This window comes from Streptomyces catenulae (assembly GCF_000718015.1).
Taxonomy (GTDB): domain Bacteria; phylum Actinomycetota; class Actinomycetes; order Streptomycetales; family Streptomycetaceae; genus Streptomyces; species Streptomyces catenulae.
Map to the genome: position 1 here is coordinate 1 of NZ_JODY01000005.1, position 14,846 is coordinate 14,846.

15 protein-coding genes and 1 pseudogene are annotated in these 14,846 nt (G+C 75.3%); 9 read left to right on the top strand and 7 right to left on the bottom strand.

Annotated elements, in window-relative coordinates; translation table 11 throughout:
- The 6 genes and pseudogenes from IF23_RS0107085 to IF23_RS0107110 form a co-directional block, all read right to left on the bottom strand.
- A pseudogene (locus tag IF23_RS0107085) lies at nt 1-417 on the bottom strand (transglycosylase SLT domain-containing protein); the annotation flags it as partial.
- Nucleotides 418-788: 371 nt separating this feature from the next.
- Complete coding sequence (locus IF23_RS0107090; protein ID WP_051739335.1) at nt 789-1,520, bottom strand: HAD family hydrolase; 732 nt, start codon at nt 1,518-1,520, stop codon at nt 789-791.
- 77 nt (nt 1,521-1,597) lie between these two features.
- Entirely contained in the window at nt 1,598-2,500 is a 903-nt protein-coding gene (locus IF23_RS0107095) for an alpha/beta fold hydrolase (RefSeq protein ID WP_030280981.1), read from the bottom strand.
- 41 nt (nt 2,501-2,541) lie between these two features.
- On the bottom strand, nt 2,542-3,780 hold the full coding sequence (locus IF23_RS0107100; protein ID WP_030280983.1) for a beta-ketoacyl-[acyl-carrier-protein] synthase family protein: 1,239 nt from the start codon (nt 3,778-3,780) through the stop codon (nt 2,542-2,544).
- The gene (locus IF23_RS0107105; protein ID WP_030280985.1) at nt 3,777-4,010 is read right to left on the bottom strand and encodes an acyl carrier protein; all 234 of its coding nucleotides are present in this window, start codon (nt 4,008-4,010) and stop codon (nt 3,777-3,779) included. Before IF23_RS0107105 ends, IF23_RS0107100 begins: the two co-directional genes overlap by 4 nt.
- A 282-nt stretch (nt 4,011-4,292) precedes the next feature.
- Nucleotides 4,293-4,772, bottom strand: a complete 480-nt coding sequence (locus IF23_RS0107110) for a MarR family winged helix-turn-helix transcriptional regulator (protein WP_030280986.1) — start codon at nt 4,770-4,772, stop codon at nt 4,293-4,295.
- A gap of 119 nt (nt 4,773-4,891) precedes the next feature.
- Between IF23_RS0107110 and IF23_RS0107115 the strand changes: the two genes are divergently transcribed.
- Complete coding sequence (locus IF23_RS0107115) at nt 4,892-5,302, top strand: organic hydroperoxide resistance protein (RefSeq protein ID WP_030280988.1); 411 nt, start codon at nt 4,892-4,894, stop codon at nt 5,300-5,302.
- A 44-nt stretch (nt 5,303-5,346) separates the two neighbouring features.
- On the opposite strand, the gene IF23_RS0107120 is transcribed toward IF23_RS0107115, so the two are convergent.
- On the bottom strand, nt 5,347-7,416 hold the full coding sequence (locus tag IF23_RS0107120; protein WP_037677602.1) for a S9 family peptidase: 2,070 nt from the start codon (nt 7,414-7,416) through the stop codon (nt 5,347-5,349).
- 171 nt (nt 7,417-7,587) lie between these two features.
- Between IF23_RS0107120 and IF23_RS0107125 the strand changes: the two genes are divergently transcribed.
- From IF23_RS0107125 to IF23_RS34590, 8 genes are all read left to right on the top strand, one after another.
- The gene (locus tag IF23_RS0107125; RefSeq protein ID WP_030281254.1) at nt 7,588-8,580 is read left to right on the top strand and encodes a winged helix-turn-helix domain-containing protein; all 993 of its coding nucleotides are present in this window, start codon (nt 7,588-7,590) and stop codon (nt 8,578-8,580) included.
- Nucleotides 8,581-8,768: 188 nt separating this feature from the next.
- Nucleotides 8,769-8,990 carry a hypothetical protein gene (locus IF23_RS0107130; protein ID WP_030280992.1) on the top strand — a complete coding sequence of 74 codons (222 nt, stop codon included), beginning with the start codon at nt 8,769-8,771 and terminating at the stop codon, nt 8,988-8,990.
- A 162-nt stretch (nt 8,991-9,152) separates the two neighbouring features.
- Nucleotides 9,153-10,784 carry an APC family permease gene (locus tag IF23_RS0107135; protein ID WP_030280993.1) on the top strand — a complete coding sequence of 544 codons (1,632 nt, stop codon included), beginning with the start codon at nt 9,153-9,155 and terminating at the stop codon, nt 10,782-10,784.
- Nucleotides 10,785-10,959: 175 nt separating this feature from the next.
- Nucleotides 10,960-11,796: a PP2C family protein-serine/threonine phosphatase gene (locus IF23_RS0107140; protein ID WP_030280995.1), complete on the top strand. Its 837-nt coding sequence runs from the start codon at nt 10,960-10,962 to the stop codon at nt 11,794-11,796.
- Between the two features lie 64 nt (nt 11,797-11,860).
- Entirely contained in the window at nt 11,861-12,865 is a 1,005-nt protein-coding gene (locus IF23_RS0107145) for an MASE1 domain-containing protein (RefSeq protein ID WP_051739337.1), read from the top strand.
- Between the two features lie 511 nt (nt 12,866-13,376).
- Nucleotides 13,377-13,580: a hypothetical protein gene (locus tag IF23_RS31915; protein WP_051739339.1), complete on the top strand. Its 204-nt coding sequence runs from the start codon at nt 13,377-13,379 to the stop codon at nt 13,578-13,580.
- On the top strand, nt 13,577-14,146 hold the full coding sequence (locus tag IF23_RS0107150) for a sigma-70 family RNA polymerase sigma factor (RefSeq protein ID WP_051739341.1): 570 nt from the start codon (nt 13,577-13,579) through the stop codon (nt 14,144-14,146). Before IF23_RS31915 ends, IF23_RS0107150 begins: the two co-directional genes overlap by 4 nt.
- Nucleotides 14,143-14,817, top strand: coding sequence for a hypothetical protein (locus IF23_RS34590; RefSeq protein WP_051739343.1), 675 nt, complete (start codon nt 14,143-14,145; stop codon nt 14,815-14,817). The genes IF23_RS0107150 and IF23_RS34590 overlap by 4 nt, the downstream gene beginning before the upstream one ends.
- Nucleotides 14,818-14,846 lie beyond the last annotated feature (29 nt).

Sequence of the window (14,846 nt, forward strand, 5' to 3'; positions counted from 1 at the left end):
GTGCAGGCCCTCGTAGGAGCCGGGTATGCCCTTGTTCTTCATGATGTCGAGCGACTGACGGATCCAGCCGTCCAGGTTGTTCGCATACGACTTCGGGGCCTGGCGCTCGGCGGAGCGGTTGGCGGCCTGCTTGGCGGCGTGGCCCTGCTTCTCGACCGCGGTGACCTTCAGGTGGCCCGCGGCGGACACCGTGGCGGAGTTGGCCTCGGCGCTCTTCGCGGCACCGGTCTGGGGCAGACCGTTGGCGCTCACGGGCTTGACCGCGGCCGGGGCGTGCGCCGAGGCGGTGGGCGCCGCCTGGCTCGGGGCGGCCGTCACGGCCAGGGCGGTGGTGGCACCGGCAGCGGCCAGCACGGCGGTGGCGACCTTCTGGGTGCGGGTGATGCGGGCGTTACGGAGCAGGGCGAAACGGGACATGCGGTGGTGACCTCTTCTCAGGGGCTGGTGCGGGATACGGCCTTCGGCGGCGCGGGGAACCGAGGGTCAGGCCGCGCTCACTCAGCAGGGCGAGGAGCTCACCGGCACGTTCTCGGTGCTTGCTGGATCCATGGTTAGCGCGGCCCCGAATCGGTGGCAATGATGTGACGTACTACCGTCGATAGGGAGATGCCGCTAAATGTCCGGAATCATCCGCGTTTTCCGGTGCCCCTACGGGTTCCCGCGCGACTAAGCGCCCTCGTACGTGACGTACGCCCTGTGCCTGCCCTCACTCCGCGGCGGCCGAAGAACGGGGTGCGGAGCGGCGCCGAAGTGGCCTGCGCCACAGGGGAAGGAGAGGGCGGCGCGGCTCAGACGGCCGGGTCCGGCGCCACCAGGCGCAGCACCGCGTCCAGCCCGCGGACACCGCCCGGCGCCGCACCGCTCGGCAGAACGTAGGAGCGCAGCCCGGCGAGTGCGCCGCCGCCGTCCTTGGCGGGGTGGTCGCCGACCATCAGCGCCTGCGCGGGAGCCAGCCCCAGCAGCGCGCAGGCGTGGCGGAAGAGGGCCGGACCGGGCTTCTCGGTGCGGTGCTCGAAGGAGTGCACCCAGGCCCCGACATGCTCCGCGAGCCCGTGGTGGGCGAAGGTCGGCCGCAGATCCCAGCCCACATCGCTCACCACCCCGACCGCGATCCCGCGCTCCGCCAGCGCCGCGAGGGTCCGCGCGCTGTCCGCGTACGGCAACCAGTGCTCCGGCGTCCGCAGCTGCTCGTACAGCGCCGCCGCGTACGGCGCGAGCGCGGGCACCGACGCGTACCGGGTGGTGAAGGCGTGCCGGTGGGCCCGGGCGGAGGTGTCGCGGGCGTGCTGGGCGGCACGCACCCCGGGGGCGGTCAGCCCCGTGGCCAGCGCGGTCAGCCAGGCGTCCATCGTGGTGTCGTCGACGGCGAAGGGGACGGCCGCCCGGATGCGGTCGGCGTACGGCGCGATCTGGAAGAGCGTCCCGGAGAAGTCGAAGAGCACCCCGGCCACCGGGACCGGCGGCTGCGCCGCCACCGCGCGGATCGGGCCTTCGGGTCCGTACTCCGGGGGAGAAGCCATGGGCTTCTTCCTACCGGGCGCGGGACCGGCGGCGGGCGCGTTCGGCCGAATTTGCCCGCCGCCGGTCCCGCACCGGCTCAGACGTACGCCACCGCGCCGTCCGTCGGCTCGTCGTCGCGGGTGACCGGTGCCAGTGCCGGGGCGGAGGAGAGCGGACGGTCGGTGAAGAAGCGGGCGGCGAGGTCGGCGACGGCCTGCGGGCGCTCCAGGACGACCCAGTGGTCGGCGTCCGGGATCACCAGGAACCGGCTGCCGTCGACGGTGGCGGCGAAGCGCCGCTGCCGGGCCGGAGCGGTCACGGTGTCGTGGGCGCCGCTGAACACCAGGGTCGGCACGCCGCTCAGCCCGCCGGAGAAGTCCGGCCGGTCGGTCACCGCCCGCACCAGCGAGTCGAGCGCATGCGGGGAGGTACGGGCCGCCTGCAGCATCGACCGGCGTACATAGCGGTAGGCCAGCCGCCGCCGGGTCACGTACCGGCCCTCGTCCAGACAGAGCAGACCGTCCGTGGCGAGCGTCGCGAAGCTGTCCACCGCGCCCCGCCGCAGCTCCTCGGCGGCCCGCTCCCAGTGGGCGCACTGCTCGTCGCTGATGTGGGACGGGACCCCGCCGAGCGCCAGCCGTGCGATCCGGGCGGGGAAGCGCCGGGCGCAGCCGAAGGCGAGACCGGCGCCGTAGGAGAAGCCGAAGAGGTTGATCCGCGCCACACCGAGGTCGTCGAGGATGTGCTCGATCGCCCGGCACAGCAGCTCGGTGCTGGGTCCCGGCGGCAGCGGTTCGGCGGTGCCCATACCGGGCAGGTCGGCGGTGATCACATCGGCCACGGGCCGGAGCCGCTCCTCCATCTGCGGCCACCCGAACATGCCCTGCAGGGCACCGCCCAGCACCAGGACGGGTTCGGTGACGCCGTCCGGATGGCGCAGCAGCCGGTACGCGTAGGACACCCCGCCCACCGACAGGGAGCGGATCGTTTCCTCGGACATGACGGTTCCTTCTCGGGGGAGATCCGCGGGGGCGGGGCGCGTCAGGCGCGGGTCAGGACGAGTGCGGCGTTGTGGCCGCCGAAGCCGAGCGACGTCTTCGCCGCCCAGTCGAAGGGCGCGGACCGGGCCGCGCCGCGCACGATCTCCAGGGGGATCCGGGGATCGGGCGTGTCGAGATTGGCGGTCGGCGGGACCAGCTGGGACTCCAGCGCGAGGACGGTGAGCGCGGTCTCGATACCTCCCGCCGCCCCCAGGGTGTGCCCGGTCATCGCCTTGGTGGAGGTGACCAGCGCGTCCTCGCCCAGGACCCGGCGGAGCATCGCCGCCTCGATCCGGTCGTTGACGACGGTGGAGGTGCCGTGCGCGTTGACATGGCCGATGTCGCGCGGGCCGATCCCGGCGTCCGCGAGCGCGGTGCGCAGGGCGCGTTCGATGCCGCGGCCCTCGGGGTCGGGGGCGACCGCGGCGTAGGCGTCGCTGGAGGCGCCGTACCCCGCGATGCGGGCACGGACCGCCGCGCCGCGGGCCCGGGCGTGCTCGGGGCGCTCCAGGACGAGGAGTCCGGCGCCCTCGCCGATGACGAATCCGTCCCGGTCGGCGTCGAACGGGCGGCAGGCGGCCGCCGGGTCGTCGCGGCGGGTGGAGACGGCCTTCATCTGGCAGGCGCTGGCGATCAGCAGCCGGGAGCAGACCGATTCGGCGCCGCCCGCGACGGCGATGTCGCAGGCGCCCGAGCGGAGCAGCTGATGGGCGGTGCCCAGCGCGACGGTGCCCGACGAGCAGGCGGTGGCCACGCCCAGGCTGGGGCCCTGTGCGCCGAGGTCCATCGCGACGCTGCTGGCCGCGCTGTTGACGACGGCGAGCGGGGCGAGCTTGGGGGAGACCCGGCGGGCGCCGCGCTCCAGCAGCGCGGTGTGCTGCTCGTCGTAGAACGGCAGCCCGCCGTGGGCCGAGCCGATGACGACGGCGACGCGGCTGCCGTCCCAGCTCTCCGGGTCGAGACCGGCGTCGGCCATCGCTTCCCGGGCGGCGATCACCGCGAGTTGGGCGAAGCGGTCCATCAGCCGCTGGGTGGCGACGCCCAGCACCTCGGTGGTGTCCAGCTCGTCGACGCCGTAGGTGAAGTCGCAGGGCAGATCGGTGAGTTCGGGGCGGTGGCGGACGCCGACGGGGGTGGTCTCGCCGGTGACGGTGTGCCAGGTGGCCTTGGCCCCGACGCCCGCGGCGGTGATCAGCCCCACGCCCGTCACGGCCGCGGCGAACGGCGTGCGGGCCGTCACGCGGCGACTTTGCCGTCGACGGCCGCCACCAGCGCTCCCACGGTGTCCCGGGAGGTGAGCGCGACCTCGTCGAGATCGACGTCGAGGCGGTCCTCGATGAGCAGCCGCAACTCCTCCAGGGCGAGCGAGTCCATCCGCAGATGCTGTAGCGAGGTCTCGGCGCTGACGTCGACCGGATCGACCCCGAATCGCTGGACCAGCAGGGTGTTGACGACTTCTGCCGCGTTCACGTGGCACTCCTCCGCTTTCGTAGGCGCTGTTGCCCACCGCGTTCTGGCGGGGCTCGCCGGAGGCTCCGGCTGATTCGGCGGCACCCTTTATACGTCTTCGTCCGGAAGACTCCCCAACGCCGTTCGCTCGATGGGGTGAGGGGTGACGCAGGGGGCGCACGCGCGGTGCGCGCCCCTGCCCGCACGGCGCGGAAGGCACTCGCCCCGTCTAACGGCGCGGGGCGACGGGAGGGTACGGGGCGTGGCCGGATCGGGAGGTGTGCGGCGGCCGGGCCGGACGGGTCACGCCTCGTCGAGGGTCCGGGTCACCCGGCTCAACAGGGCGCGCAGCGTGCGCAGTTCCGACAGCTCCAGGCCGGTGGCGGCGAGCATCCGGCGGGGTACCGGCAGCGCCCGCTCGCGCAGCGCGGCGCCCGCGTCGGTGAGGTGGACGCCGACCGACCGCTCGTCCTCCGCGCTGCGCACCCGGCGCACCAGACCCGCCGCCTCCAGGCGCTTGAGGAGCGGGGAGAGGGTGCCGGAGTCGAGGCGCAGCCGCTCGCCGATGGACTTGACGGGGAGCGGGCCGTCCTCCCACAGCACGAGCATCACCAGGTACTGCGGATAGGTCAGCCCGAGGTCCTTGAGGGCGTCCCGGTAGACCGCGCCGAAGGCGCGCGAGGCGGCGTGCAGCGAGAAGCAGACCTGGTGGTCGAGGCGGAGCAGGTCGGCGTCGGCGAGCGGCGAGTCGGGGGAGCCGGAGGGGCTGGGGGAGTCGGCCATGCCCCCAGGTTAGTCGCCGCGGCATTCAATGGCGCGGCAATGAGTTGTGTGCAACTTAGTTGTGTGTCATCGTTCTTTCCGGTGGCCGGGACGCGGCCACCGGAACCGGAGGGACTTCCATGGACGCGCTCTACACCGCCGCCGCCACCGCCAACGGCCGGGACGGCCGCGCCGTCAGCTCCGACGGCCGGCTCGACCTCGCGCTAGCCATGCCGCCCGCGCTCGGCGGCAGCGGCGCGGGCACCAACCCCGAGCAGCTCTTCGCCGCCGGGTACGCCGCCTGCTTCGCCAGCGCGATGGCGCAGGTCGGCCGGGGGCTGAAGATCGACACCGCGGAGGTGTCGGTCACCGCCGAGGTCTCCCTCGGCAAGGACGACACCGGCTTCGGCCTCGCCGTCGTGATGCGCGTCGAGCTGCCGGACGCCCTCGCGGGCGAGCGCGGTCGGGAACTGGTCGAGGCCACCCACCGCTTCTGCCCGTACTCCAAGGCCACCCGCGGCAACATCGACGTCGAGTTGGTCATCGAGTGAGACGCCGGGGCGGGCGGCGCCGACGCCCGCCCCCGCGCGCACCGTCACACCCCGCTGTCCTCCCGCCCCAGGTGCCGCCACAGGAACTCCACCTGATGCCGCAGCAGATTGGTGAAGAGCGCCGGGTCGGTCGGGGTGTGGCCGGTGCCGGGCAGCGGCAGCACCTCGTGCGGGCGTCCGGCGGCCAGCAGCGCGGCGGAGAGCCGCAGGGTGTGGGCGGCGTGGACGTTGCCGTCCGCCAGCCCGTGCATCAGCAGCAGCGGCCGGGTCAGCCCGGACGCCTCCCGCGTCAGGGAGCAGGCGTCGTACCGCTCGGGGTGCGTGTCCGGACGGCCGAGGAACCGCTCCCGCCAGTGGGTGTCGTAGAGGCGCGGGTCGTAGGGGCCCGCGCCCGCGACCGCCGCGTGGAAGAGGTCGGGGCGGCGCACCACCGCCGCCACGGCGAGCATCCCGGAGAACGACCAGCCGCGGACCGCGACCCGGCCCGGATCCAGCTCAGGGAACCGCCCCAGCACCTCCGTCACCGCCGCCGCCTGATCCTCCAGCGCCGCCGAGACGACATCGCCGTGGACCGTGCGCTCCCACTGCGGGGAGCGGCCCGGCGTGCCGCGGCCGTCGGTCACCAGCACCGCGAAGCCCTGCTCGGCGAACCACTGCGAGACGAACATCATCGGCGGCTGCGCGTCGGTCACCCGCTGGAGCGCCGGGCCCGCGTACGGATCGACCAGCACCGGCAGCCGTCCGCCGCCCGGCCGGTGCCACGACGGCAGCAGCAACCGGCTGTGCAGCGCCCGCTCCGTCACCGTCAGCCGCCGCTCGCACAGCGCCAGCACCGGCCGCTCGGCGTACGAGGCCACCGTCAGGTCCGGGCGCCCGGGGCGCGTCACCACCGCCGTGGCGCCGGGCCGGTCCGGCGCCCGGCCGAACCGGACCAGCGTGGGGCCGCCGCGCACCCCGGTGTGCACGCCCGGGCCGGTGGTCAGCGGCCGGGCGCCGCTCTCCGGACGCCAGGACCACAGCGCCTGCCCGACCACGTCCGCGGACGCCGTGAACAGCACCTCCTCGCCGTCGACCCCGAGCACCTCCCGCAACTGGAGCCCCTCGGGGGTGACGGGCGTGCCGCCGACCGTCAGCCGCCGGGTGCCGTCGGCGCCCCCGGTGTCCCGGTGCGCCACCCACGCGCCGGACGCGGTGCGCGCCGGGGTGCCCGGCACCAGCGTCACCCAGCACCGGTCGCGCCGCTCGGCCAGGAGCGTCGGCCGTCCGTCGGCCGGATCGACCGCGTACGTCCGCACCCGCCGCTGGTCCCGGCTCTGCACCGCGGCGAACGGGCCGTGGGCGTCCCAGCCCGCCGCCGTCAGATACGGGAACCGGGCCCGGTCCCAGGCCACTTCGGTACGGGCGCCGCCGTCGGCCGGTACCAGCCACAGCGTCACCCCCGCGTTGGCGGTGCCCGCCGCCGGGTAGCGCACCGTGCGCGGCGGCGTCGCGGGATGCGCCGGATCGGCGAGGTACCAGCGGGCGACGGCGCTCTCGTCGACCCGCGCCACCAGGAGACGGGAGCCGTCCGGCGCCCACCAGTAGCCGCGGGCGCGCCCCATCGAGGCGGTCGCCGCGTACTCGGCCGCGCCGAAGCGGACGTCGGGCCCGTCCGGCGCGGCGATCTCGCGGTCCCCGGTGCCGTCCGCGCCGATCGCCCGCAGCGCGCCGTCCGTGCGGTAGGCGACGCGGCGGCCCGTCGGATCGGGCCGCGGATCGGCCGGGCGCCCGGTGACCGGCAGCGCGCGCACCCGGCCCGTCGCCACCTCCACCGCCCACAGCGCCCCGCCGCACAGACAGGCGGCGAGGGTGCCCGCGGCGTCGGTGGCGTACCCGGTGACGCCGTCGCCGCCCGGGTCGGCGCCGGACGCCGGATCGGCCGGGTCGAGGAGGAGCCGTTCGCGGCCCGAGGCGGTGTCCAGCGCCCACAGGCGGTGCACCGGGGCGTCGCCCGAGGCACTGCGCAGGAACAGGACGGTGGCGCCGTCGGGGGAGACGGTGAACCGGTCGGGGGCGCCCAGCGCGAAGCGGCGGGTGCGCAGGAACTGGTGCGGAAGGCTCTCGGAAGGCGGCATGGCGGACAGGGTGGAGCGCCCCGCCCCCGGCGTCCTACTGTTTCGTCCCGGTACGAAAGGTGCGCGGGCGGGCGCGGTCTCCGGTACGGCGGTGACCTGCGCGGACGGCGGGCCGGGGCGCAGATCGGCACGCGGCCCCGCCCGGGCGGCGGCAAGGGAAGAGGGGCCCGCATGGGGGAGTGGCTGGTCGATGCCGAGGTGTTGGCGCGGAGCCGGTTCGTGCTCTCGCCGCTGATCGAGACGGTCGCCACACTGCGGCTGCTGACCGCGTCCCCGGCCCCCGCCCGGCGCGACGGGCGCCCGTCGCCCGCGGCGGCGTTCCGCGCGCGGCTGACCGCCGATCCGTTCGTCCGCGCCTGGGCGGCGGCCGGGGTAGGGGTGCGCTGGACGCCCGACTTCCTCTCCCGGCCGCCGCGCCACGCCACCCCCACCTTCGCCGGGGAACTGGCCCGGGTCCGCGCCACCCCCGCACCCGAGGCCCGCGCCGATCTCGCCACGGCCTGCGGCGGACGGCTGCCCCGCGCGCTGGACGTCCCGGACCCGGCGGGCCGCGCCGCCGATCTGCTCGACCGGGTGTGGCAGGGCGTCGTCCGCCCCGACTGGCCGCGCCGCAGCCGGGTGCTGGAGGCCGATGTCGTCGGGCGGGTGCACCGGCTGAGCCGCCACGGCTGGGCCGCCGCCGTCGCCGACCTCGGCCCGCGCACCCGCTGGCTCGGCAACGGCCGCCTCCGCGTCAACGGCGCCGACCGCCCCGCCCGCGACCTCACCGGCGCCGACCTCCTCTTCGTCCCCGTCGGCGGGCCGAACGGCTGGGTCGCGTGGGAGCTGCCCGACCGCTACGCGATGATCTACCCGGCGTCCGGCACCGCCCTCACGGACGGACCGGGCCCCGCCGCGCCGCCATCCGCCCCGGACCCGCTCGCCCGCCTCCTCGGCAGCAACCGCGCCGCCCTCCTCACCCTCCTCGACGCGCCCAGGAGCACCAGCCACCTCGCCGCCCTGACCGGGCTGGGGCTGGGCTCCGTCGGCGGCCATCTGAAGGTCCTGCTCGACGCCGGGCTGGTGACCCGCCGCCGGGCCGGGGCCTCGGTCCTCTACCGCCGTACCCCGGCCGCCGAGGCGCTGCTGGGCGCCGGGGGCACGCCGCGCACGGCCGACGGCTGACCGCCCCCGCGGCCCGCGCCGCGTCCTTCCGTACGCCTCGCCCGATCGGTCCGCACGGACGCGACAGCCCCCACCGCCGCTCCTAGTGTCGGCCGTGTGACCGCGCCGACCAGCACCGGAGCCCAGGCCCCGCCGAACCGCCCGTCCCGGGCCGCCCGGCCGGGGCCCCGTACCCGCGGGGCGCGGCCGTGACCGCCCCGCCGGACACACCGCGCGACATCGGCCTGCGCATCGAGGGCGGGGTGGCCGAACCGGAGGAGCTGGCGGCGATCACCGTCCTCCTCTACGCCCGCCTCGCCGTCGCCGTCACCGCCGACGGCACCGACTGGGTGGTGCCCCCGGACGACTCCGAGTTCCACCGGCACCCGCCGCGCTCCGCCTGCTGGTCCGGCTGCTGGTGCTGCGGCTGACCCGCCGCCCCGGAAGAAACGCCGCATCCGCTGACGAACCCGCCGCGCCCGGCATCCCGTTCGCCCGGCACCCGGTGCATTCCGGCCGGTGACCGGCAGAATCCCCACCGGGCCCCGTGAGCGCGGCGCCGTACAGCCGGAAGCGGAGCGGGAGGCCGGAGCGTGGCGGAGCATCAGGTGACGGGCGGGGGGCCGGGGACACCGGCGGCGGTGGCGCAGGAGCGGCGGCTCCGCAAGGACCTGGGGTTCTGGGCCCTGACCGCGATCGGCTTCTCCAACATCGTCGGCTCCGGCTGGCTCTTCGCCGCCCTCTACGCCGCGCAGACCGCGGGACCGGCCTCCCTGCTCTCCTGGCTCGGCGCCGGGCTGCTCTGCGCGCTGGTCGCCCTCGTCATGATCGAACTGGGCGCCTCCCGGCCCGAGGGCGGCGGCACCGTCCGCTGGCCGCTGCACTCCGGCGGCCCGCTCGTCGGCACCCTCGTCGGCTGGTCGGTGCTGCTCTCCGTCGGCGGCACCGCGGCCGAGATCAGCGCCATCATGCAGTACGCCGCGCACTATCTGCCCGACCTCTACAACGGCCGGACGCTCTCCGCCTCCGGCGTCGCGCTCGCCGCCGGGCTCAGCGTGGTGCTGACCGCCCTGAACTGGTTCGCGGTGCGGATGTTCGCCCGGCTCAACAACCTCATCTCGATCTTCAAGATCGTGGTGCCGGTGCTCACCGTGGCCGCCCTCATCGCCTCCGGCTGGCACTCCGGCCGCCTCACCGACCACGGCGGCTTCGCCCCGTACGGCTACGCCGCCTGCCTGACCGCCCTCGCCGGGGGCGGCATCGTCTACTCCGTCAACGGCTTCCAGGCGCCGCTGGACTTCTCCGGCGAGACCCGCAACCCGCGCCGCACCCTGCCCGCCGCCGTCCTCGCCGGGATCGGGCTGGCGGTGCTGATGTACCTCGCGCTCCAGGTGGCGTTCCTCTTCACCGTCCCCGAGTCGCTGCTCGGCGGCGGCTGGCACGGCGTCTCCTTCGAATCGCCCTTCGGTCAGCTCGCCCTCATCCTCAATCTGCACTGGCTCTCCAGCCTGCTCTACGCCGACGCCGTCCTCTCACCCGGCGGCTCCGCGTACGTCGGCGTCGCCCTCGACGCCCGCCACACCTACGCCCTCGCCAAGAACGGCACCCTTCCGCGCTACTTCATGAAGGTCGACGCCCGCTCCGGTGTGCCCCGCCGGGCCCTGGTCGTCAACCTCGCCGTGATCGTCCTCTTCCTCCTGCCGATCGGCGGCTGGCAGCAGATCGTCAGCGTGATGGGCGACATGTACCTGTTGATCTACGCGGCGTCGGCGGTGGCCGCCGCCGTCTTCCGCGCCGACCCCGCCACCACCACCGCCGGGTGGATCCCGGGGCTGCGCTGGCTGACACCGCTGAGCTTCGTGGTGGCGAGCGAGTTCGTGTACTGGTCGGGCTGGGCGGTGCTGCGGCTGGCGCTGCCGATGGTCCTCGGCGGGCTGCTGCTCTTCCTCCTCATGCGGCGCCCCGGCACCACCCCCGCCCCGGGCGAGCCGCCCCGCCGCCCGCTCGCCGCCGAACTGCGCACCGGCGCCTGGCTGGTGTGCTACCTCGCCGCGCTGACCGTCCTCTCGCAGCTCGGCTCCTTCGGCGGCACCGGCTTGCTGCCCGCCCCGTACGACTCCCTCACCGTCGCCGCGCTGGCCCTGGCGCTGTTCTTCTGGGCGGTACGGTCCGGAACCCGGTACCTGAAGGTGGTCCCGGCCCCGGCTCCGGTGGCGGCGGAGTGAGGGCCGGGCCCGGGGGCCGGGCCCACCCCGCTCACCGGGCGGCGTCGCCCGCACCGGCCTATCCTGGCGGAAGCCTGTGCGTCGGCCCGTCCGGTCGGCGACGGCACCAGGAGGCGGCCACCACACGCCGCGCGCGCCTCCCGCGGCGGACACCAACCGCACCACGGAGGCGTCCATGTTCCGGCGGCGTCCCGCGCGGGAGTTGAGCGCCGACGATCTGCTGACGACGCTCGGCCGGCTCACCGCCCAGGCCCGGGCCGGCGCCGAACTCCAACGCGCCCGCGTCGAACTGGCCGAGGCGCTCCAGCGGGAGATGCTCCCCGCCGCCCTGCCCGGCGTCCCCGGCGTCCGGGCCGCCGCCGCGTACGCCCCGGCCCGTAACGGCCTCGACATCGGCGGCGACTGGTACGACGGGTTCCCGCTGCCCGGCGGGCGGCTGGCGTTCTGCATCGGGGACGTCCAGGGCCACGATGTCGAGGCGGCGGCGTTCATGGGGCAGATCCGGATGGGGCTGCGTGCCGTGGCGGGCGGCGGCGCCGACCCGGGCGTGGTCCTCGCCCGCGCCAACGAACTGCTGCTCTCCGTGGACAGCCCGCTCTTCGCCACCTGCACCTTCCTCACCTTCGACCCGGTCGCCTGGGAGGTGGTCGCCGCCCGCGCCGGGCATCCGCCGGGCGTGTGGGCCACCGCCGACGGCCGGTGCGGTATCGCCGAGGAGAACGGCGGCGCGCCGCTGGGCGTGCTGCCCGGCGAGACGTACCCGGTCACGTACTGGCGGCTCGCCCCGCGCGGCGCGTTCGCGCTGCTGACCGACGGCGTGGTCGAGGGGCCGTCGTTCCCGATCGAGGCGGGGCTGGCGGAGGCGGCGAAGCGGGTGCGGGACCGCGCCCCGACCGGCGACCCGGCGGATGTCGCCGCGGCGGTGATGGACGTCGCGGAGTTCACCGGCCACACCGACGACGCCGCGGTCGTCGTCCTCTGCTACGACCGGGCGGACCGCGACAACGGGTGAACGCGGTGCCGCCGTCCGTGGTGGTGGCCGCGCGGGTCCCGGGCCGTTGCCCGATGCTGGGGGGATGCGCACCGGGAAAGTGCCCCCTCTCGCTGCCGACGCCCTGAAGATCCTCGCCCTGGCCGTCGCCTACTTCGCGGGCGCCCGGATCGGTCTGCTGGAGCAGGTGGTGATCGACGGGACGGTGGTCACACCGATGTGGCCGCCCACCGGCATCGCGCTGAGCTGCCTGCTCGTCTTCGGGCTGCGCACCTGGCCGGGCATCCTGCTCGGCACCTTCTTCGTCATCGCGGGCATCGGCCCGGTGGACGCCGGGATCCTCGGCAACCTCGCGGGCAACACCCTCGCCCCGGTCTGCGCCGCGCTGCTGCTGCGCCGGGCCGGGTTCCGTACCGAGCTGGACCGGCTGCGCGACGGGGTGGCGCTGGTGGTGCTCGGCGCGCTGGCCGGGATGCTGGTCAGCGCGACGTTCGGGGCCGGGAACCAGGTGCTGATCGGCCATCTCCCGGCCGCGCAGTTCTGGCCCGCGTGGGCCGCCTGGTGGGCGGGGGACGCGATGGGCGTCCTGATCGTCACCCCGCTGCTGCTGGTGGCCTGGCACGCCCGCCTGCCGCGGGCGATCCGCCCGGCGCGCGCCGTGGAGGCGGCGGCGCTGCTGCTCGCCGCCGTCGGCGTCGCGCTGCTGTGCACCCGCAGCTCGCTGTCGCTGCTGTTCCTGGTCTTCCCGCTGATCGTGTGGGCGGCGGTACGGTTCCAGCTGGTCGGTGCCGCGCCCGTCGCGCTGATCGTCTCCGTGCTGGCCATCGCGGCGGCCAACGACCGGGCGGGCCCGTTCGCCGGGCACAGCTTTCTGCTGGTGATGGTCAACCTTCAGGCCCTGAACGGCGCGGCGGCGCTCACCGCGCTGCTGCTCGCCGCGCTCGTCGCCGAGCAGAACGCCGTCCGGGAGAAGATCGAGGACGCCTGCCGGGAACTGGCCGAGGTCGTCGACCGCCTCGCCCCCGGCGAGGCCGCCCACCGCTGGCCACCGGGCGCCACGGCGCCCCGCAGACGGAAGCGGGAGCGGTGACCGCCCGGGTCGGCCACCCTGCCCGGGGGACGCGTTCCCGGCCGGAAGCTCCGCGCCCGTCGGCGGCGGGCGCACCGCCGGATACCGGACCCCCGACCGCGGCCCGCCGAGCGCCGCGTCACGGGCGGTGCCGGCGGTAGCGGGCGGCCCCGTATTCCGACACCCGCCGGAATCATGCCGCGACGATCAGTGATCTGCCTCACACGGGGTTCGACGGGTAGATGTCCTTGTCATTTGCCCGGCGCGTAGTCAACGGCCGCCCAGCAAACGGTAGTTGAAAGGCCACCCCAGGTCGGCGGGGTGGTGGCCGTCCTTCCTGGTACGGCGGGGGAGCGGGCGCCGGGCGGCGCGGAGGAGACCGCTCCGCGTCACCGGATGATCGCTTTCCGTATTTCCTTCCGCACCGCGTTGCACGTTTGCCCACCCGCTTCGGAAATCTTGCGGAGAGGACAGCGAAACCTCCGGCGCCCGCCCACCACGGCGGGCGCCGGGCCGGAAGGAGGACACAGACGTGACTCTCAACGATGCGCTCGCCCCGCTGGTGCTGCTCACCACGGTGCGTGTCTTCGCCCCGGACCTGCGCCACCTGACGCGGCGTCTGCTGCGGGCGGGCGTCCGGGTGGGCGCGGCGGCACTGGTCGAGGAACGCCCGCCCGCCCCCGCCTGGCAGGCCGGGCACGTATCTGCCGCCCAGGACGAGGAGGTCTCCCCGTGAACTCCGACCTACCGCCGGTGCAGTACACCCTGCCGACGGCCCTGGAAGCCTTCCACGACCTGTACGTCAAGGCGTACCTGAACTACGCCCACACCATGCTCGGCGACAAGGACGCGGCCCAGGCCGTGGTCCGCCGCTGCTTCTCCCACCTCGCCCTCAACTGGGCGCACGTCATCCAGGAGGAGAGCCCCGAGGCGTACGCCTGGGCGCTGCTGAAGGTCCGCGTCGACACCCATCTGCGGCTCACCGGAGCGCCCTCGCGCATGGTGGAGACCGCGGCCTTCCAGCGCGCCGCGCGCGCCACCCTCGAATCGGTCCGCTGCCAGTTCGAGGTGATGGAGACCTCCCTCGGCCTCTACACCGCCATCGCCTCCCTCCCCGAGCGGCAGTACGACGTGATCGTGCTGCTCCACGTCCTCGGCTACCCCTCGGACCGGGTCGCCGACATCATGGGCGTCACCCGCGACACCGTCCGCTCCCACCGGTGCCTCGCCCGGCGCCGGATCGCCAGAAAGCTCGGGCTGCCGCTCACCGCGGCGACCGGTGACGAGAAGGAAGAGGAGTGACCGTGCGGTCCTCGCGCAGCATCCACGAAGTCCTCGACGACGCCACGGTCCCCGACGTCTTCGCCGACTTCGACCTCGCCGCCTCCAAGCGGCACATGGCGTACGACCTCGCCGCCGCCGACGCGGTGCGCCGGGACGCCGCCGCTCTGCGCCCCGCCCCCGGCCGCCGCCCGGCGCTGGTGCTGCGCACGGCCCACGACCGGGCCGGTGCAGATCTGCGCGCCCTGTGCGCGCAGGCGCTGCACCGCGGCGACGCCGCCGAACTCCTCGCCAAACTCGCCAACAGCCGCCGTATCGACCCCGACGGCGCCCTCCACTTCGGCAGCCTCCTGCACCTCGCCGGATGCACCGAAGGCGCCCAGTTCTGGTGGCAGTTCGCCGCCGGGGCGGGCAGCGCCGCGGCCGCGCACTGCCTGCACCTGCTCCATCTCGGCCGCGGCGAACTCCGCGACGCCGAGCACTGGGCGGACCAGGCGGCCGCACTCGCGGGTGGCCCGACCGTCCTCAGCCGTACGGACCCCGCACCGCCCCCCGGCGCCAGACAGCCCCGCGCCGCGCTGCGCGCCGTGATCGGTCTGCTCACCGTCGACGAGGACGACGAGTTCGGCCGCGTACCGCACCCCGACCCCTGCCTCGCCGACCGGCTCGGAGAACTGGCCGACGCGCTCTGAGCCGATCGGCGACCCGGCCGCACCCGCTC